This is a genomic window from Streptomyces sp. NPDC050121, assembly GCF_044460385.1.
Classification (GTDB): Bacteria; Actinomycetota; Actinomycetes; order Streptomycetales; family Streptomycetaceae; genus Streptomyces; species Streptomyces soliscabiei.
The window spans coordinates 16,050-33,165 of the sequence record NZ_JBITJV010000023.1; the positions used below are offsets into that span (position 1 = coordinate 16,050).

General features: G+C 72.0%; 18 protein-coding genes. 11 read left to right on the forward strand and 7 right to left on the reverse strand.

The features are described from left to right. Positions 1 to 6: 6 nt before the first annotated feature. Together ACIBTS_RS30140 and ACIBTS_RS30145 are read right to left on the reverse strand one after the other, a co-directional pair. Positions 7 to 861 (reverse strand): tetratricopeptide repeat protein, encoded by an 855-nt coding sequence (locus ACIBTS_RS30140; protein ID WP_399323501.1) that lies wholly within the window; start codon positions 859 to 861, stop codon positions 7 to 9. Beyond that, positions 858 to 1,889 (reverse strand): GNAT family N-acetyltransferase, encoded by a 1,032-nt coding sequence (locus tag ACIBTS_RS30145; protein ID WP_399323502.1) that lies wholly within the window; start codon positions 1,887 to 1,889, stop codon positions 858 to 860. The genes ACIBTS_RS30140 and ACIBTS_RS30145 overlap by 4 nt, the downstream gene beginning before the upstream one ends. A 140-nt stretch (positions 1,890 to 2,029) precedes the next feature. On the opposite strand from ACIBTS_RS30145, the gene fdxA reads away from it, so the two are divergent. Both fdxA and ACIBTS_RS30155 read left to right on the forward strand, forming a co-directional pair. Continuing rightward, positions 2,030 to 2,350, forward strand: a complete 321-nt coding sequence (gene fdxA, locus ACIBTS_RS30150) for a ferredoxin (protein WP_079659886.1) — start codon at positions 2,030 to 2,032, stop codon at positions 2,348 to 2,350. Positions 2,351 to 2,463: 113 nt separating this feature from the next. Next, positions 2,464 to 3,561 carry a bifunctional succinyldiaminopimelate transaminase/glutamate-prephenate aminotransferase gene (locus tag ACIBTS_RS30155; protein WP_399323504.1) on the forward strand — a complete coding sequence of 366 codons (1,098 nt, stop codon included), beginning with the start codon at positions 2,464 to 2,466 and terminating at the stop codon, positions 3,559 to 3,561. A gap of 130 nt (positions 3,562 to 3,691) precedes the next feature. On the opposite strand, the gene ACIBTS_RS30160 is transcribed toward ACIBTS_RS30155, so the two are convergent. Together ACIBTS_RS30160 and ACIBTS_RS30165 are read right to left on the reverse strand one after the other, a co-directional pair. Next, the gene (locus tag ACIBTS_RS30160; RefSeq protein ID WP_399323506.1) at positions 3,692 to 4,141 is read right to left on the reverse strand and encodes an ATP-binding protein; all 450 of its coding nucleotides are present in this window, start codon (positions 4,139 to 4,141) and stop codon (positions 3,692 to 3,694) included. 331 nt (positions 4,142 to 4,472) lie between these two features. Further along, complete coding sequence (locus tag ACIBTS_RS30165; RefSeq protein ID WP_399323508.1) at positions 4,473 to 5,486, reverse strand: heavy metal transporter; 1,014 nt, start codon at positions 5,484 to 5,486, stop codon at positions 4,473 to 4,475. A gap of 114 nt (positions 5,487 to 5,600) precedes the next feature. Here ACIBTS_RS30165 and dapE point away from each other — a divergent pair, with 114 nt between their 5' ends. Beyond that, positions 5,601 to 6,680 carry a succinyl-diaminopimelate desuccinylase gene (dapE, locus tag ACIBTS_RS30170; RefSeq protein WP_399323510.1) on the forward strand — a complete coding sequence of 360 codons (1,080 nt, stop codon included), beginning with the start codon at positions 5,601 to 5,603 and terminating at the stop codon, positions 6,678 to 6,680. A 151-nt stretch (positions 6,681 to 6,831) separates the two neighbouring features. Beyond that, the gene (locus tag ACIBTS_RS30175) at positions 6,832 to 7,590 is read left to right on the forward strand and encodes a TIGR00730 family Rossman fold protein (protein WP_399323512.1); all 759 of its coding nucleotides are present in this window, start codon (positions 6,832 to 6,834) and stop codon (positions 7,588 to 7,590) included. A 214-nt stretch (positions 7,591 to 7,804) separates the two neighbouring features. Here ACIBTS_RS30175 and folP read toward each other — a convergent pair whose 3' ends face one another. After that, entirely contained in the window at positions 7,805 to 8,665 is an 861-nt protein-coding gene (gene folP / locus ACIBTS_RS30180) for a dihydropteroate synthase (protein ID WP_399323514.1), read from the reverse strand. Positions 8,666 to 8,795: 130 nt separating this feature from the next. Between folP and ACIBTS_RS30185 the strand changes: the two genes are divergently transcribed. Both ACIBTS_RS30185 and ACIBTS_RS30190 read left to right on the forward strand, forming a co-directional pair. After that, positions 8,796 to 9,152: a DivIVA domain-containing protein gene (locus ACIBTS_RS30185; protein ID WP_399323666.1), complete on the forward strand. Its 357-nt coding sequence runs from the start codon at positions 8,796 to 8,798 to the stop codon at positions 9,150 to 9,152. Then, complete coding sequence (locus ACIBTS_RS30190; protein WP_399323515.1) at positions 9,149 to 9,736, forward strand: DNA-3-methyladenine glycosylase I; 588 nt, start codon at positions 9,149 to 9,151, stop codon at positions 9,734 to 9,736. Before ACIBTS_RS30185 ends, ACIBTS_RS30190 begins: the two co-directional genes overlap by 4 nt. Position 9,737: 1 nt before the next feature. On the opposite strand, the gene ACIBTS_RS30195 is transcribed toward ACIBTS_RS30190, so the two are convergent. Continuing rightward, positions 9,738 to 10,529 (reverse strand): enoyl-CoA hydratase/isomerase family protein, encoded by a 792-nt coding sequence (locus ACIBTS_RS30195; protein ID WP_399323516.1) that lies wholly within the window; start codon positions 10,527 to 10,529, stop codon positions 9,738 to 9,740. Positions 10,530 to 10,906: 377 nt separating this feature from the next. On the opposite strand from ACIBTS_RS30195, the gene ACIBTS_RS30200 reads away from it, so the two are divergent. Then, on the forward strand, positions 10,907 to 11,074 hold the full coding sequence (locus ACIBTS_RS30200) for a DUF3117 domain-containing protein (protein WP_003966491.1): 168 nt from the start codon (positions 10,907 to 10,909) through the stop codon (positions 11,072 to 11,074). A gap of 155 nt (positions 11,075 to 11,229) precedes the next feature. Here the strand turns inward: ACIBTS_RS30200 and ACIBTS_RS30205 are convergent, their stop codons facing one another. Then, a complete protein-coding gene (locus tag ACIBTS_RS30205) occupies positions 11,230 to 11,928 on the reverse strand; it encodes an O-methyltransferase (protein ID WP_079659873.1) in 699 nt (232 codons plus the stop codon). Positions 11,929 to 12,091: 163 nt separating this feature from the next. On the opposite strand from ACIBTS_RS30205, the gene sigE reads away from it, so the two are divergent. From sigE to ACIBTS_RS30225, 4 genes are all read left to right on the forward strand, one after another. Next, complete coding sequence (gene sigE / locus ACIBTS_RS30210) at positions 12,092 to 12,874, forward strand: RNA polymerase sigma factor SigE (protein WP_399323518.1); 783 nt, start codon at positions 12,092 to 12,094, stop codon at positions 12,872 to 12,874. Next, positions 12,871 to 13,872 carry an anti-sigma factor family protein gene (locus ACIBTS_RS30215; protein WP_399323520.1) on the forward strand — a complete coding sequence of 334 codons (1,002 nt, stop codon included), beginning with the start codon at positions 12,871 to 12,873 and terminating at the stop codon, positions 13,870 to 13,872. Before sigE ends, ACIBTS_RS30215 begins: the two co-directional genes overlap by 4 nt. Before the next feature lie 771 nt (positions 13,873 to 14,643). Continuing rightward, positions 14,644 to 16,299: a trypsin-like peptidase domain-containing protein gene (locus tag ACIBTS_RS30220; protein WP_399323669.1), complete on the forward strand. Its 1,656-nt coding sequence runs from the start codon at positions 14,644 to 14,646 to the stop codon at positions 16,297 to 16,299. A gap of 229 nt (positions 16,300 to 16,528) precedes the next feature. Continuing rightward, positions 16,529 to 17,011: a sec-independent translocase gene (locus ACIBTS_RS30225; protein ID WP_399323521.1), complete on the forward strand. Its 483-nt coding sequence runs from the start codon at positions 16,529 to 16,531 to the stop codon at positions 17,009 to 17,011. The last annotated feature ends 105 nt before the right edge of the window (positions 17,012 to 17,116 follow it).

Below are 17,116 nucleotides of genomic sequence, written 5' to 3' on the forward strand. Positions count from 1 at the left end.
GGGCGGTCAGTTCAGCATCGCCCGCGCAGCGAACGCCTCCTTCCGCACCCGCTCCGCGGCCTCCTCGTCCACGACCTCCACCAGCCCCGCGTACTCCTCCAACTCCGCGGCTCCGCCCAGGAAATCCCCCCGCCGCACCAGCAACTGCCCCTTCTCGTACCGCAATCTGGCCGGATGCGAGGGCACCGCCAACGCCAACTCCACGGCCCACAGGGCGACATCCGACCGCTCCGGGCGCGCCGCGGCCCATGACCGGATGTTGTTCAGAATCCGCGTCACCACCTCCAACGGCTCGGCCGGCGTCAACATGGACGGCTCCAGAGGCGCCCCCGTCGCCCCGGCGACCAGCAGCTCCGCGTCGCCGCCCGACAGCACCCGCCCTCCGTCGAAGGGATCGACGAGCACCTGCCGTTCGACGTCCGTGGGCGGCCCGAACCCCACCACGAAGTGCCCCGGCAGCGCGACCCCGTACACCGGCGCCCCGGCCCGCCGCGCCACCTCCACCCACACCACCGACAGCAGGATCGGCAGCCCCCGCCGCCGTACCAGCACCTGGTGCAGCAGCGACGACTCCAGCCGGTCGTAGTCCGCGGCGGAGCCGCCGAACCCGTACCCCTCGCCGAGCAGCTCCCGCAGCGCCACCGCCCACGCCCGCGGACCGCCGGGCCGGTACGGCAGCTGCCCCGCCAGCCGGTCCAGCTCGATCTGGGCGGCGTCCAGACCGGCCTCGTCCAGCTCCGGGTCGGCCGCCGCGCCGATCAGCAGGCACAGCAGGGCCAGATCGGGCCGCTCGGCCCGCGCCTCCTCGGCGAACCGCCGCCGCACCTCACCGAAGTCGAACCCGGCGTCGAACCCGCTCACGACGACTCCAGCGACGACCCCGGCGGCGACTCCAGCGAGGGTTCCCGATAGTGGTGGTACGCGTGATGCGCGCCGAAGCCCAGCCCGGCGTACATCGCCCGCGCCGCCGCGTTCTCCGTCTCCACCTGCAGCCAGGCCGCCGACGCCCCCTCCTCCAGCGCCCGCCGGGCCAGCGCGCCCATCACGGTCGTGGCGAGCCCCTTGCGCCGCTGCGCCGGATCGACCTCGACGGCGGCGAACCCGGCCCACCGCCCGTCCACGACCAGCCGCCCGATCGCGGCCGGAGCAGCGCCGGACGCGCCGGGCACGGAGGCGAACCACACCGACGGCCCGGCCCCCAGCACCTTCAGGGCCACCTCGCTCACTCCCTTGCGCTGATAGCGCGCCAGCCAGGCCTCGTCGGCCTCCCGGGCCAGCGCCACATCCTCAGCGTCCGCCCGGTCAGCGACCGGCGCCAGCGCGCCCACCCACAGCTCCGCCGTCACCTCACGCACCCACCCCCGCCGCTCCAGCTCCGCGCACAGCAGCTCCTGGGCGCCCTCGGCCCCCGTCGCCGTCTGCACATAGGCGGGCAGCCCGCGCTCGCCGTACCAGCGTCGTACGGCGTCCAGGGCCGCGTCGAGCGGCACGCCGGGGTCGCCGAGCGGCAGCACTGAGTTGGCGCGCCGCGTGAACCCGGCGGCGGCCCGCAGCTCCCACCCCCCGAGCCGCTCGCTCTCCACGGGACGCCATGCCCGCGCCGCGACCCGGGCGAGCTCCTCGTACGAGGCGGCCGGCCCCCGGCGCCGGGCGGGCGCGGCCGGCACCACCTTCCCGGCGACCAGCGAGGACTCGTCAATCAGGGCGCTCTCCCCGCTCTTCCGTGTGATCGTGAGCACACCGGCGTCCCATGATGTGAGAACACCCACCGTGTCGGTGAATTTCCCCTCGGTTACCCCAGCGCTGGTCAGACATCGCACAGAGACACGTTTTCCCACGTCAGCAGTGGTGATGCGGACCTCAAGGCGTCCGGCGGACGATATTCCCACTGGTCAGTTCACCCCTCCTGTTCGGATCATGGCCAAGAACGGAGATACTAGGGGTGGGCATCGACGACGCCGCGCTCCCGCGCGCCAGGCGGCGGAGCCTGAGGAGGCCCGCCAGCGCCCTATCGAGGAGGAACGACAGCGTGACCTACGTCATCGCGCAGCCTTGTGTCGACGTGAAGGACAAGGCGTGCATCGAAGAGTGCCCGGTCGACTGTATCTACGAGGGCCAGCGGTCCTTGTACATCCACCCGGACGAATGCGTCGACTGCGGCGCCTGTGAACCGGTCTGCCCGGTCGAGGCGATCTTCTACGAGGACGACACTCCGGAGGAGTGGAAGGACTACTACAAGGCGAACGTCGAGTTCTTCGACGATCTCGGCTCGCCCGGCGGCGCCAGCAAGCTGGGTCTGATCGAGCGCGACCACCCCTTCGTCGCCGCGCTGCCGCCGCAGGCCGAGTAATCCGCACCAGCGGCCCGCACAACGCGCCGCCTCGGTCCCGTACGGCCTGATCACGCCCGATCGCCGTACGGGACCGAGGCGTTTGCCGTACGTACGAAAGTGAGCCAGTAACCGTGTCCTCCGTAGTCTCCGACCGCCTGCCCACCTTCCCCTGGGACAAGCTGGAGCCGTACAAGAAGACGGCCGCAGCGCACCCGGACGGCATCGTCGACCTCTCCGTCGGCACCCCGGTCGACCCGGTGCCCGACCTGATCCAGAAGGCGCTGATCGACGCGGCGGACTCCCCGGGCTATCCCACGGTGTGGGGCACCCCGGCGCTGCGCGACGCGATCACCGGCTGGCTGGAGCGCCGGCTGGGCGCCCGCGAGGTCACCCACCGCCATGTCCTGCCGATCGTCGGCTCCAAGGAGCTCGTGGCCTGGCTGCCGACCCAGCTGGGTCTCGGCCCCGGCGACCGCGTGGCCCACCCGCGCCTGGCCTACCCGACGTACGAGGTCGGCGCCCGCCTGGCCCGCGCCGATCACGAGGTCTACGACGACCCGACGACCCTGGACCCCGAGGGCCTGAAGCTGCTCTGGCTCAACTCGCCGTCGAACCCGACGGGCCGGGTGCTGGGCAAGGAGGAGCTGACGCGGATCGTCGCGTGGGCCCGCGAGCACGGCGTCCTGCTCTTCTCCGACGAGTGCTACCTGGAGCTGGGCTGGGAGGCCGACCCGGTCTCGGTCCTGCACCCGGACGTCAACGGCGGCTCGTACGAGGGCATCGTCTCCGTGCACTCCCTCTCCAAGCGGTCCAACCTGGCCGGCTACCGGGCGGCCTTCCTGGCCGGCGACCCGGCCGTCCTCGGCCCGCTGCTGGAGATCCGCAAGCACGGCGGCATGATGACGTCGGCGCCCACCCAGGCGGCGGTCGTGGCGGCCCTCGGCGACGATGTCCACGTCCGCGAACAGCGCGAGCGCTACGCGGCCCGCCGCGAGTGGCTGCGGGCGGCGCTGATCGGGCACGGCTTCCGCCTCGAACACAGTGAGGCCAGCCTCTACCTCTGGGCCACCAAGGACGAGTCCTGCTGGACCACGGTCGCCCACCTGGCGGACCGGGGCATCCTGGTCGCCCCCGGCGACTTCTACGGCACGGCGGGCGAGCAGTTCGTGCGCGTGGCGTTGACGGCGACGGACGAGCGCGTTCGAGCAGCGGTGGAACGACTGGCCTGAGGGGCGCGGGACTGTATCAACATGCGGTTCCGCCGCGCGGGCGCGAACAGTCCCCGCCGGCCACGGCCGACGGGCAGCGAGAAGGGACCCGGGGCAGCCCCGGGTCCCTTCTCGCTGCTGTGCGGGCGACTTAGCCCAGCGGCAGGCTCTTCACCGGCAGGGTCTCCGCACCCGGCAGCCCACCCTTGGTGAGCGAGTCCGTCGGCAGCCCGCCCTTCGTGGCGGTCGACGTGGTGTCCCCGAGGAGGTCCCCGGCGGAGCCCGCCGCCTCGCCTGCCGTCTTCTGCGCCACCGGCGCCGCCTTCTTCAGGGCCTTGCCGCCGGTCTTGCCCGCGGCCGGCGCCGCCTGCTTGACGGCCTTGCCGCCGGTCTCACCCGCGAGCCCGGTGACGTGCTGCGTCGCGCCGTCGACCGTGTTGCCGACGTTCGCCGTGTCCAGGGCGGTCAGTCCGCCGAGGTTCGGAGCGGCGGGAAGGCTGGGGGCCGCACTGGCGGAGCCGGCCGCACCGACCCCGGCGGCCGCTCCTGCAGCGACGAGCAGCGCGGCACGGGCGATCCGGCGGGTCAGGGGGAGGGACATGATGCTCCTTCGACGGGAGAGAACAAGAACTGTCTGTGACTGACGCACTGACTGGCTGTCTGTCTGGCTGTCTGTCTGTCCGGGCCCGGACGCAGTGACTACCGCTCGAAGCCCGCGAAGGTTGCGCACGGCCGACGTAAAGAGTTGGCAATGCGTCGCATTATCGGCTGCGCATAAAAACGGGCAAAAGCCGCCCGATGTGAAAGTCCGCCAAACCCTTGAAGCCCTTTGTCCTCAACGGTTTCGCGGCACGCGAGGGTGACGGCGCGAAAACCTGAGCACCCGCCCGTCCGAAGGATCCGCACACGACCCGGACGGGTGAGGACCCGTACTACTGAGCGGTGACGATCCGCACGCTGCCGGTGTCGCCGCCCGCCCCCGAGGCCCCGCCGGACGTCCCGGCGGCCTCCGCGCTGGTCGCACCGATCGCCCGCCACTTGCTGTCGGTGTTCCCGGAGACCCACTCCCGGCCCGCGTACGAGACGCGCTCGATGCGCAGGGCCGAGGCGTTGGCCACCGCCCAATGAGCCAGCTGCCATCCGCACTCGCCGGCACTGCGCCCACCGCCGGTGGTGTCCTCGGACACGGGCAGCGTCACGGTCCGCCCGCTGGTCTCCATGACCGGGGTCTTGGCGCCGGCCGTCGAGGCGCCCTCGGCGGCGGAGTCGGATTGCGCCGCGCTCGCCTCCTGGCGCGCGGCCCGCCGGAAGTCCCGGGCCAGCGCCGCCCGCACCGCGGCCGGGCCCGTGCTGGTCGTGGCGCCCGCGCGGCCGTCGCAGGTCAGCGTGGCCGCCGACGTCCCGGTCAGCGCGGCGGCCAGCACCGTGGCGTCCGGCTCGTGCTTGGCGTACGCCTCCGGGTAGCCGCTGCGCTGCACGCGCTGCGCGGCCACGGTCAGCGGGAGCTCGGTGTAGCCGCGCACCTTGGCGAGGTGCTCGTAGAAGATGTTCGCCGCGTACGCCGGGTCCGTGACCTGCTGCTCGGTGCCCCAGCCCTGCGAGGGCCGCTGCTGGAACAGGCCGAGCGAATCACGGTCGCCGTGCGCGAGGTTGCGCAGCCCCGACTCCTGGATGGCGGTCGCGAGCGCGATCGCCACGGCCCGCTCGGGCATGGCCCGGTCGGTGCCGACGGCGGCGATCGTGGCCGCGTTCACCGCCTGCTCGGGCGTGAACTCGTAACTCGTCCCGTTCGCGTCGCCAGAAACGACTCTGCAGCCCGGATCACCGGTACCGCCGGTGACGTACTGCACCACGACGTAACCCGCGACGGCGGACAGGACCACGCAGGCCGCCCCGAAACGGAGGAGGCGGCCGCGGCGCTTGGGGGAGGGGGACGGCTCTGGCACGCGTACAAGGTACTGGAGAGTACTGAGGAGTAGGAGGCAGGTGCGCACAGCGGGCAGCAGCGGGCAGCAGCGGGCGACAGCGGGACGGCCGACTGGCGCGTTAGGGTCGACGGCATGGCCGACACCCCGCTTGACCTCACGCTGGACGCCGCGCTCCTCACCGCGCAGCTCGTGGACTTCCCCTCCGAGAGCGGCACCGAGAAGCCCCTCGCGGACGCCATCGAGACCGCCCTGCGCGCGCTGCCCCACCTGACGGTGGACCGCTACGGCAACAACGTGGTCGCCCGCACGAACCTGGGCCGCGCCGAGCGCGTGGTCCTCGCCGGGCACATCGACACCGTCCCGATCGCCGACAACGTCCCCTCGCGCCTGGACGAGGACGGGGTCCTGTGGGGCTGCGGCACCTGCGACATGAAGGCGGGCGTCGCGGTCCAGCTGCGCATCGCGGCGACGGTACCGGCCCCCAACCGCGACCTGACCTTCGTCTTCTACGACAACGAGGAGGTCGCCGCCGACCTCAACGGCCTGGGGCACGTGGCCGAGCACCGCCCGCAGTGGCTGGCGGGCGACTTCGCGGTGCTGCTGGAGCCCTCCGACGGCCAGGTGGAGGGCGGCTGCCAGGGCACTCTGCGGGTCCTGCTGAAGACGAAGGGCGAGCGGTCCCACTCGGCGCGCTCCTGGATGGGCTCCAACGCCATCCATGCCGCGGCCCCGATCCTGGCCCGCCTGGCCTCCTACGAGCCGCGCTACCCGGTCATCGACGGCCTGGAGTACCGGGAGGGCCTCAACGCGGTCGGCATCACCGGCGGAGTGGCCGGCAACGTCATCCCCGACAGTTGCGTCGTCACCGTCAACTTCCGCTATGCGCCGGACCGCAGCGAGGCGGAGGCCGTCGCGCACGTCCGCGAGGTCTTCGCCGACTGCGGAGTGGAGGAGTTCGTGGTCGCCGACCACAGCCCCGCCGCCCTGCCGGGCCTGTCCCACCCGGCCGCGGCCGCCTTCATCAAGGCGGTCGGCGGCGTGCCGATGCCCAAGTACGGCTGGACGGACGTCAGCCGCTTCTCCTCGCTGGGCGTGCCCGCCGTCAACTACGGCCCCGGCAACCCGCACTTGGCGCACAAGCGGGACGAACGCGTGGAAACGGCGAAGATCCTGGCGGGCGAGGAACGCCTGCGGACCTGGCTGACGGCCTGATCCGCCGGACCGGCCCGTGGACGCTTCACGGCGGACACGCCGACGTCCCCCGCCCGTAACCCGCGTAGATCTACGCTGAGATGGAACAACCCTTCCCCAGCTCTCGGCTTCGCTCGAGCCGGGGAGACCCCAATCGCGGAGGGAGCTCACCATGGCTACAGGCAACCCCGAGGGCAAGAAGCAGCCGCCGGACGAGCAGCGCCTGGGACCGGTCCTCCGCAGGCGGGATCAGGTACAGGCGAGCACCACGGACCAGCGGCTGCTGGACGAACGGGCTCCCTCGGACTGGGTGCACACCGACCCCTGGCGGGTCCTGCGCATCCAGTCGGAGTTCATCGAGGGCTTCGGCACCCTCGCCGAACTCCCCCCGGCCATCAGCGTGTTCGGCTCCGCCCGCACCCCCGTGGACTCCGCGGAGTACGACGCGGGCGTACGGCTGGGCGGCGCCCTCGTCGACGCCGGGTGGGCCGTGATCACGGGCGGCGGCCCCGGCGCGATGGAGGCGGCCAACAAGGGCGCGAGCGAGGCGGGCGGCGTCTCCGTCGGCCTCGGCATCGAGCTCCCCTTCGAACAGGGCCTCAACCCGTACGTCGACATCGGCCTGAACTTCCGTTACTTCTTCGTGCGGAAGATGATGTTCGTGAAGTACGCGCAGGGCTTCGTGGTCCTGCCCGGCGGCCTCGGCACCCTCGACGAACTCTTCGAGGCCCTCACCCTCGTCCAGACCCAGAAGGTGACCCGCTTCCCGATCGTCCTCTTCGGCACCGAGTACTGGGGCGGCCTGATCGACTGGCTCCAGAACACCCTGGTCGCCCAGGGCAAGGCGGCGCACAAGGACCTCCTGCTCTTCCACGTCACGGACGACGTGGAGGAGGCGGTGGCCCTGGTGTCCAAGGAGGCCGGCCGCTAGGGCCTGTCCGGCGGATCATGCCGCAGACGCGGGGAATGGCACGCCCACCTGCGGCGTTGTCGTCGGTTGCCGACGCTCCGCGTCGACGCCCTCCTCCGCCTTGCAGGTGGACGCACCATTCCCCGCTCACCTGCGTCGATCAGGCGCCGCTGCTCTCCTGCGACCTGATCCGCCGGACAGGCCCTGACGACCCTCCCCGGTGAGCGCTGCGGGGCTACGCCAGTCCCCGCCGCGCCACCGCCGGAGCCCGGTGTCCGGCGATCGACGCCACCATGTCCAGCACCTGCCGCGTCTCCGCCACCTCGTGCACCCGGTACACCTGTGCCCCCAGCCACGCCGACACGGCCGTGGTCGCCAGGGTCCCCACCACCCGCTCCTTCACCGGCCGGTCCAGCGTCTCCCCGACGAAGTCCTTGTTCGACAGGGACACCAGCACCGGCCACCCCGTCTCCACCATCTCCCCGAGCCGCCGGGTCGCCTCCAGACTGTGCCGGGTGTTCTTCCCGAAGTCGTGCCCGGGATCGATCATGATCGACTCCCTCGGCACCCCCAGCCCCGCCGCCCGCTCCGCCAGCCCCACCGTCACCCGCAGAATGTCGGCCATGACGTCGTCGTACGTCACCCGGTGCGGCCGCGTCCGCGGCTCGGCGCCCCCCGCGTGCGTGCACACCAGCCCGACCCCGTACCGCGCCGCCACCTCCGCCAGCCGCTGATCCACGCCGCCCCACGCGTCGTTCAGGAGATCCGCGCCCGCCGCGCAGACCGCCTCCCCGACCTCGGCCCGCCAGGTGTCCACGCTGATGATCACGTCCGGGAAGCGCCGTCGCACCTCGGCCACGAAGCCGACGGTCCGCCTGGCCTCCTCCTGAGCCGTCACTTCGGCACCGGGCCCGGCCTTCACGCCGCCGATGTCGATGATGGCGGCGCCCTCCGAGACCGCCTGCTCCACGCGCGCGAGGGCCGGCTCGTCACGGAAGGTCGCGCCCTGGTCGTAGAAGGAGTCCGGGGTGCGGTTCACTATCGCCATGATCACCGGCTCGTGCGCGCCGAATTCACGCCTGCCCAGCCTGAGCATCCCCTGTGACCTCTCCTAGTCCGGCCTGCACAACCACCGTCTGCGACCCTAGCTGTCGGACCCGCATGGCACGATCGGACCCAGACACATCCACTCCGAGCACACCGAGTGTGGGGACCCACCGATGGTTATGTTCTTGTTCCTGGTCATCGCGCTCGCCGTCGTGGTCGCCGCGGTGACCCTCGCCGTGGTGGGCGGCGGCGAGGGCACCGGCCCGCTGCCGGAGGTCGCCCCCGAGCGGCTGCACGACCCGCTGCCCCCGGACCGCCCGGTCGACCGGTCCGACATCGATCACCTTCGCTTCCCGCTGGCCGTCCGCGGCTACCGCATGGCCGACGTGGACGACGCCCTCAGCCGCCTCGCCGCCGAACTCGCCGAGCGTGACGCCCGCATCGCCGACCTGGAGTCCGCCCTGGCCGGCGCCCGGACCCCGGCCGGGCCGCCGCACGTCTCCATGGAGAAGACCGCCCCGGAGGATCACCAGTGAGCGACGGCACGGCCCTCGCGGGGGCGGACGGCGCGCTGCGCTGCCCCTGGGCCCTTTCCACACCGGACTACGCGACCTACCACGACGACGAGTGGGGCCGCCCGGTCCACGGCGACGACGCGCTGTTCGAACGCCTCAGCCTGGAGGCCTTCCAGTCCGGCCTGTCCTGGATCACGATCCTGCGCCGCCGCCCCGGCTTCCGCACCGCCTTCGCCGACTTCAAGATCGCCTCGGTCGCCGTCTTCACCGACGAGGACCGCGAGCGCCTGCTCGCCGACCCCGGCATCATCCGCAACCGCGCCAAGATCGACGCCACCCTCGCCAACGCCCGCGTCCTGGCCGAGTGGGCCCCCGGCGACCTGGACGACCTGATCTGGTCCCACGCCCCCGACGCCACCGCCCGCCCGGCCCCGAGAACCCTGGCGGACGTCCCGGCGGTGACGGACGAGTCGACGGCCCTGTCGAAGGCCCTGAAGAAACGGGGCCTGCGATTCGTGGGCCCGACGACGGCGTACGCACTGATGCAGGCGTGCGGGCTGGTCAACGACCACTTGGAGACGTGCGTGGCCCGCAGCGCCCCGTGAGTCAGCGACCCGAGTACTTCGGCTTCTCCTTCGCGACGAAGGCCTGCACGGCGATCGCGTGATCCTCGGACGCCCCCGCCCGGGTCTGCAGCTCGTCCTCCTTCTCCAACGTCTCGGAGAGCGAGTGCGAGAACCCGTACGCGACGGCCTCCTTGATCGCCGCGTAGGCGACCGTCGGCCCCTCGGCCAGTGCGCGCGCCACGTTCTCGGCCTCTTCGCGCAGCGCGTCCGCGGGGACGACCCGGTTGGCGATGCCCAGCTCGTACGCCTCCTGCGCCGTGATGCTGCGCGGGAAGAGCAGCAGATCGGCGGCCCGCCCCGGCCCGATCACCCGGGGCAGGGTCCACGAGACGCCCGAGTCCGCGGTGAGCGCCACCCCCGCGAACGACGTGTTGAAGGACGCCGTGTCGGCCACGACACGGAAGTCCGCGGCGAGCGCGAACCCGAAGCCCGCCCCCGCCGCCACCCCGTTCACCGCGGCGACCACCGGCTTCGGCGCCTCGGTGAGCGCCCGCACGATCGGGTTGTAGTGCTCCTTGACGGTGCTCATGACCTTCCCGGAGCCCTCGGCCAGCAGCCCGATGTGCTCCTTGAGGTCCTGCCCCACGCAGAACGCCCGCTCACCGGCGGCGGTCAGCAGCACGGCCCGCACGGCGTCGTCGGTCACGGCAGACCCGACCGCGTCCCGGAGAGCGACCTTGGTGGCGATGTTCAGCGCGTTCATCGCCTCGGGGCGGTTCAGCGTGATCGTCGCGAGCCCGTCGCTCACCTCGTAGAGCACGGTGTCGGCCATGGCGTATCCCTCCGTGTCGCGGCTCCGACGTACTACTGGTCAGTACGCCCGGTGTACGAGGACAGCATGGCGGAGATCGTCGACCGGGGACCGGACCCCGCGTGTGACCTGCGTCAAAGAATTCGGGAGGGTTTCCGGTGCGTGGAAGTCCGTGCGGGCGCGCAGTATCGCAGTCACATCGCCGAATTGAGTGGTTTTGCTCGCGTGCGTTGCCCAAGCGATGCCGACTGATGTTGGTCATCGGGTCCTGAGATGCGGGATAATGGCCTGGAAGCAATGTGTTCGATGCCGGTGTCGTGTGTCCCACGCTGGACCGCGGCTGCCCTCCACGGGCCGTCGGCTTTGGCGATGAGCTGGTTTCAGGAAGGGGAACGAGCATGGCGGCCATGAAGCCGCGAACGGGTGATGGCCCGCTCGAGGTGACCAAGGAGGGGCGGGGCATCGTCATGCGCGTTCCGCTCGAAGGCGGCGGTCGACTCGTCGTCGAGCTGACCCCTGACGAGGCCGACGCGCTCGGCGACGCCCTCAAGAAGGTCGTCGGCTGACGCGCAAGCGACCCTACTTTTTCAATCGCTCCGGCAGCCGTAAGGGTGCCGGAGCGATTGGTTTGTCAGGTCTTTCCGGGGTTTACCGGCGCCGCCCGGCCCGAAAGGCCCAAGGCCGCACTCAAAGCCCGACCCCACTCAAAGCCCGACCGCGGTCAGCGCTTGACCGCGCACAGCAGCCCGTCGCCCACCGGCAGCAGGGAGGGCACCAGTTCCTGGCTCTCCCGCACCGCCCGCAGCAGCTCCCGGATTCTTATGACCTCCGTCGGCTGCGGCCCGGAGTCGACCGTGCGGCCGTTGGCGAAGACGCCCTCGAAGACGACGAGCCCGCCCGGGCGCAGCAGGCGCAACGATTCAGCGAGGTACTCCAGCAACTCCAGCCGGTCACCGTCGCAGAAGACGAGGTCGTAGCCGGCGTCCGCCAGACGGGGCAGGACGTCGAGCGCCCGGCCCGGGATGAACCGGGCCCGGTTGCTGGCGAAGCCACAGGCACGGAAGGCCTGCCGGGCGAACTGCTGGTGTTCCGGCTCGGGGTCGACGGTCGTCAGGACGCCGTCCGGCCGCATCCCGTACAGCAGGTGGATCCCGGAGACGCCGGTCCCGGTACCGATCTCGGCGACCGCTTTCGCGTCCACGGTGGCGGCGAGCATCCGCAGCGCGGCGCCCGTGCTGGGCGACACCGAGCGCAGCCCTGCCTCACGGGCCCGGTCACGGGCCCAGAGCAGCGCTTCGTCCTCGGCGGCATAGGCGTCGGCGAACGCCCAGCTTGCCTGCCGGTTGCCGGTAATGACCCTCTCCTGTCCCCGTGGTTGCCTGGGCGTGACTGTATCCGTTGCCGCCGGGAACCCGCAGATGGGACCGGGCGTTTGAAGGGGTGGGAACGCTGACGGGGGGACACGGTTGGATCACGACGAGGGACCGGGCGTCGAGCAAGTGCTGGCGCAGACGTATGAGCCGTCCCAGCACAGATCAATTTCTCGTAAAACCGCTTATCCGGAGCTAACGGGCGAGGTGGCTATGGTAGGGGCTCCACTGGACACCACCAGAGCCGACAGGGGAGGTGCGGCCGCGCCTGCGCATCAGAGAGGAGCGCTGCGGCGCCTTCTCAGGTCGGCGGGCAGGCCGAAATCCGTGAACGACACCGCTGCTGACTCCAGCCACGCCGCCGGCACCGCCGGCCGCGCCCAGACCGCGACCTTCTCCACCGACGCGGACGGGCAGGCGTGGACTCCGCCCACGTGGGAGGAGATCGTCAGCATGCACAGCGGCCGGGTCTACCGGCTCGCCTACCGTCTGACCGGCAACCAGCACGACGCCGAGGACCTCACCCAGGAGGTCTTCGTCCGCGTCTTCCGCTCCCTGTCGACATACACGCCGGGCACCTTCGAGGGCTGGCTGCACCGCATCACCACCAACCTCTTCCTGGACATGGTCCGCCGCAAGCAGCGCATCCGCTTCGACGCGCTGGGTGACGACGCGGCTGAGCGGCTGCCCAGCAAGGAGCCCACCCCGCAGCAGGTCTTCAACGACGCCCACTTCGACGCGGACGTCCAGCAGGCCCTCGACACCCTCGCACCCGAGTTCCGCGCCGCGGTCGTCCTGTGCGACATCGAAGGCCTCTCCTACGAGGAGATCGCCGCGACCCTCGGCGTCAAGCTGGGGACGGTCCGCTCGCGCATCCACCGCGGCCGGTCGCAGCTGCGCAAGGCGCTCGCGCACCGCGCGCCCGACGCGCGCGCCGAGCCCCGCCCCTTCGCGGCCCGCGTTCCCGCTCTGGGAGGAGGGGGCGCGACCGCGTGAGTGAATCCCGGAACAACGCAGCCGAGAGGCTCCTCGCGGAGCAGCACCTCGGAGACCGGCTCTCGGCCCTGGTGGACGGCGAGCTCGGTCACGACACCCGCGAGCGGGTACTGGCGCACGTGGCGACCTGTCCGAAGTGCAAGTCGGAGGTCGACGCGCAGCGCCGGCTGAAGAACGTCTTCGCGGAAGTCGCCCCGCCCGCCCCCTCCGAGAGCTTCCTGGCCCGTCTCCAGGGGCTTCCCGGGGGAGGTGATCCGGACGGCGGCGGCTCGCCGCTCGGCGGGGGCGCGGGAGGCTTCGCCGACGGAGTCTTCGGAGTAAGAGGACCGAGACGGGGCGAGCCGTTCGAGTTCGGCTATGTGCCGGCCCGCGATCACGGCTCCGTCCTGTCACCGTCTCCGGCCTCGGACCGGGGCTTCCGTATCCACCCCGTCGGCCGTGGCGGCGACCGCCACGACAGCGAGCGGTCACGGAGCATGCGGTTCGCGTTCGTCGCCGCCGGCGCGGTGTCGCTGGCCGCGATCGCGCTGGGCGGCATGACCACCATCGCCCCGGTCGACACGACCGCGGACGGCCGCGTCGGCTCGGGCAACGGGAGCAATGTGACACCGGCCCGCACCCCGGGCACCGGCTCCTCCTCGGCGACATCGGACAGCCAGCGGCGCCGTACCGTGGGCCCCCTGCTCTCCCAGGGCGGCCAGCTCGGCGACACCCCGATGGCCCCGACCGCGGTCTCCGCACCGCTGCTGCCGGGCGTGCCCACGCCGGGCGGCGACCGGGGCGAGCAGGCACTGCACCGGCTCACCAGCCCCATGGTGGCCGGCGCGGCCGCGATGTCCCCGCTGATACGTCCGCTCGGCACGATCCCGCCGGTGGCCCTGACCTCCTGGACCACCCCGCCCGAGATCACCGGACTCGGACTGCTCACCGCGCCCGCCCCCGACATAACCTCCGCTCCGTCCCCTTCGCCCTCCCCCTACTCACAGCGCACCCGCTGACCCGGGCCCCGCGCCGCTCCGCCGCGAACCTGGTTGAATCCGGGGTGGACCGCGCCCTGCCAGGCAGCCGGGCGCGGAGGCGGAGTTCGCCGGGCCGGGTGCCGTGGCGGGGGCGAGTGTGGGGAGAGCATGGACGAGGGGAAGCCCACGAGGGCGAAGTGGTGGAGCCGGCCTCGACCGCAGTCATCCCGGACACCCGAGGACGACTTCGAACTGGCCGAACCGGCCCCGCACGGCCGCCACAGCACGGCAGACACACCAACGGGGCCCGCCATCAACGACGCCGACCTGGGCCCCGACCCGGCCCCCGACACCGGCGACGCGGACACTCACGTCCCGAGTGGCGTCGGCGACGCGCTCACTCAGGTTCCGAGTGACGTCGGCGACGCTGGCATTCACGTTCCGAGTGGCGACGGCGACTACGAACTGAGCCGCCCGACGACCAAGCCAGTCCCCCAAGCGAACCCGACGGATCCGGCGAACCAGGCGGCACCGGCGGATCCGGCTGCCCTGGCTGCCCCGGTGGCCCCGGTGGCCCCGGTGGACCTGGCTGTCCCTGAGGTCTCGGCGGACTCGGGGCAGCCGGCGGCCCCGGCGGTCTCGGTGGCCCCGGCTGTCCCGGTGGCCTCGGCGCACCTGACTGTCCCGACAGCCTCCGCAGGCCTACGGCATCCGGCGGACCCTGCCGTCCCGGCGGACCCGGCTGAGCCGGGGAACCCGGCCGACCTGGGGAACCCGGCCGACCCGGGGCTCCCGGCGGACCCGGGGTACCTGTCCGTCCCGGTCGAACCGGTGGACCCGGGCGACCCGGGGTGTTCTGTGGGGGGCGGTGGGGCTGTTGGGGTGGGGGTTGTCGGGCCTGGTGGTGGGGCTGATGTGGGCTTTTCCGCCGAGGGGAGGTCGGCTGGGCCGTCCTTGGGGTCGGTCGGGGAGGGGCGGCCCAAGCCGCTGCATGATCCCGATCCCTACAGCACTCCGCCGTACGGTGAGCCGGGGCCCTGGGCACCCGCGCCGCCCGTCCAGCACCCGGCGGCGACCATACCGCCGCCCACCCATGCCGACGCCGCACCTCCCCTCGGGCCCGCAGCCGAAGCAGGTCCCGGCCTCGGCCCCCTCTCGGCCTCCACGCCCCTGACCGACCCCACCCCCTGGGGCCGCTACGACCCCTGGTCGCCCACCCCCTTCGCCGGAGCGCCGCTGCCCGCGGCCGATGCTGCTCAAGGGTCTCCGCCCGGCGGACCCGTCGGCGGACCGGCCGGTGGGTCCCTTCAGCACGCCGGCGTGCACGTGCTCAGCGCGGCCGAGCGGCGTAGGCAGATGCGGTGGAGGCTGGTCGGGGGCGCGTTGGCCGTCGCGCTGGTGTCCGGGGGGCTCGGAGGAGCCGTAGGGGCGTATCTGGAGCGCAACGGCGGCCTCAACGGGGTCCAGCTGCCGCAGGCCTCCGCCGAGCCCACCGGGCGGCCCGCGGACAGCGTGGCCGGGATCGCCGCGCGCGCCCTGCCCAGCGTCGTCACGCTGCACGTCAGCGGCGGTGAGGAGTCCGGCACCGGGACCGGCTTCGTGCTCGACTCGCTCGGCTACATCCTCACCAACAACCACGTCGTCGAGCCCGCCGGAAGCAACGGCGAGATATCCGTCGTCTTCAACGGCGGCACGACCGCCAAGGCCGAGGTCGTCGGCCGGGACAGCGGCTACGACCTCGCCGTGGTGCGGGTGACCGGGGTGAAGGGGCTGAAGCCCCTCTACCTCGGCAACTCCGACAACGTTCAGGTCGGCGACCCGGTCGTCGCCATCGGCGCCCCCTTCGACCTCGAGGGCACCGTCACATCGGGCATCATCAGCGCGAAGGAACGGCCCATCACCGCCGGCGGCGGCAGCGGCAGCGGCGACGGCAGCGACGTGTCGTACGTCGACGCCCTGCAGACCGACGCGCCGATCAACCCCGGCAACTCCGGCGGGCCCCTCCTCGACAGGCAGGGCCATGTCATCGGCATCAACTCCGCCATCCGCTCCGCCGCCGACGGCACCGACTCCGGCACCGCCCAGGCCGGTTCGATCGGCCTCGGCTTCGCCATCCCGATCAACCAGGGCAAGCGCGTCGCCGAGGAGCTCATCAACACCGGCAAGGCGACCCACCCGGTCATCGGCATCACCCTCGACCTGGACTACGCGGGTGACGGCGCCCGGGTCGGCACGGCCGGTGTCGACGGAGGGGCCCCGGTCACCGCGGGCGGCCCCGGCGACCGGGCCGGCATCCGCGCCGGGGACGTCATCACGGAGGTCGACGGCCAGCGCGTCCACTCCGGTGAGGAGCTGATCGTCAAGACCCGCGCCCACCGCCCGGGCGACCGGCTGGAACTGACCGTCGAGCGCGGCGGCGCGCAACGCACCCTCACCCTGGTCCTCGGTTCGTCCGGCGCGGGCTGAGCTCCGGCAGCCCTCGTTGACGGAAACGTCACAGGTCGGGCACCGAAACCCGGCCCCACAAGGCAAACAACGCGGAAAACCGGTGGCATACACATACTCGGACGCCCCGGGACGGTACCGGTCGGACAGGTGTGACAGGTACCGTGGACCCGGCCCGGACCACGGAAGACCCGAACTTGACCACTGAGGGCCGAGGGCCGAGGACCGCGGACATCGCAAGGAGCTTCAGGTGTTCAATGACATAGGACCGCTCGAGCTGGTGACGATCGTCGTCCTGGCCGTGCTCGTCTTCGGTCCGGACAAGCTCCCGAAGGTCATCCAGGACGTGATGCGCACCGTCCGGAAGATCCGAGAGTTCTCGGAGAGCGCCAAGGCGGACATCCGCAGCGAACTCGGCCCGGAGTTCAAGGACTTCGAGTTCGAGGACCTCAACCCCAAGACCTTCATCCGCAAGCAGTTGGACAACGACGAGCTGGGGCTGCAGGAGATCCGCAACGGCTTCGACCTGAAGAAGGAGATGGCCGAGGTCACGGACGCGGTCCACAGCCGCGACACCGACACCTCCGCCTCTTCCTCCTCGGGCTCTTTGCCCCCGGGCTCTTCTTCCTCTTCTTCGTCCTCGTCCTCGGACGGCGGTCGCATCGACATGACCAAGAAGCCCGAGGAGCCGGGCAAGGACGACCGTCCGCCGTTCGACGCGGACGCCACCTGAGCCACCCGCGCTCCCCGATGTGAGGGGGCGCACGCTCCACGCGCCGGGCGGTTTCCCGGCAGCCCGGAGCGGGGTGGCTATGCTGCCTGGTTGTTGTGCGGAGCG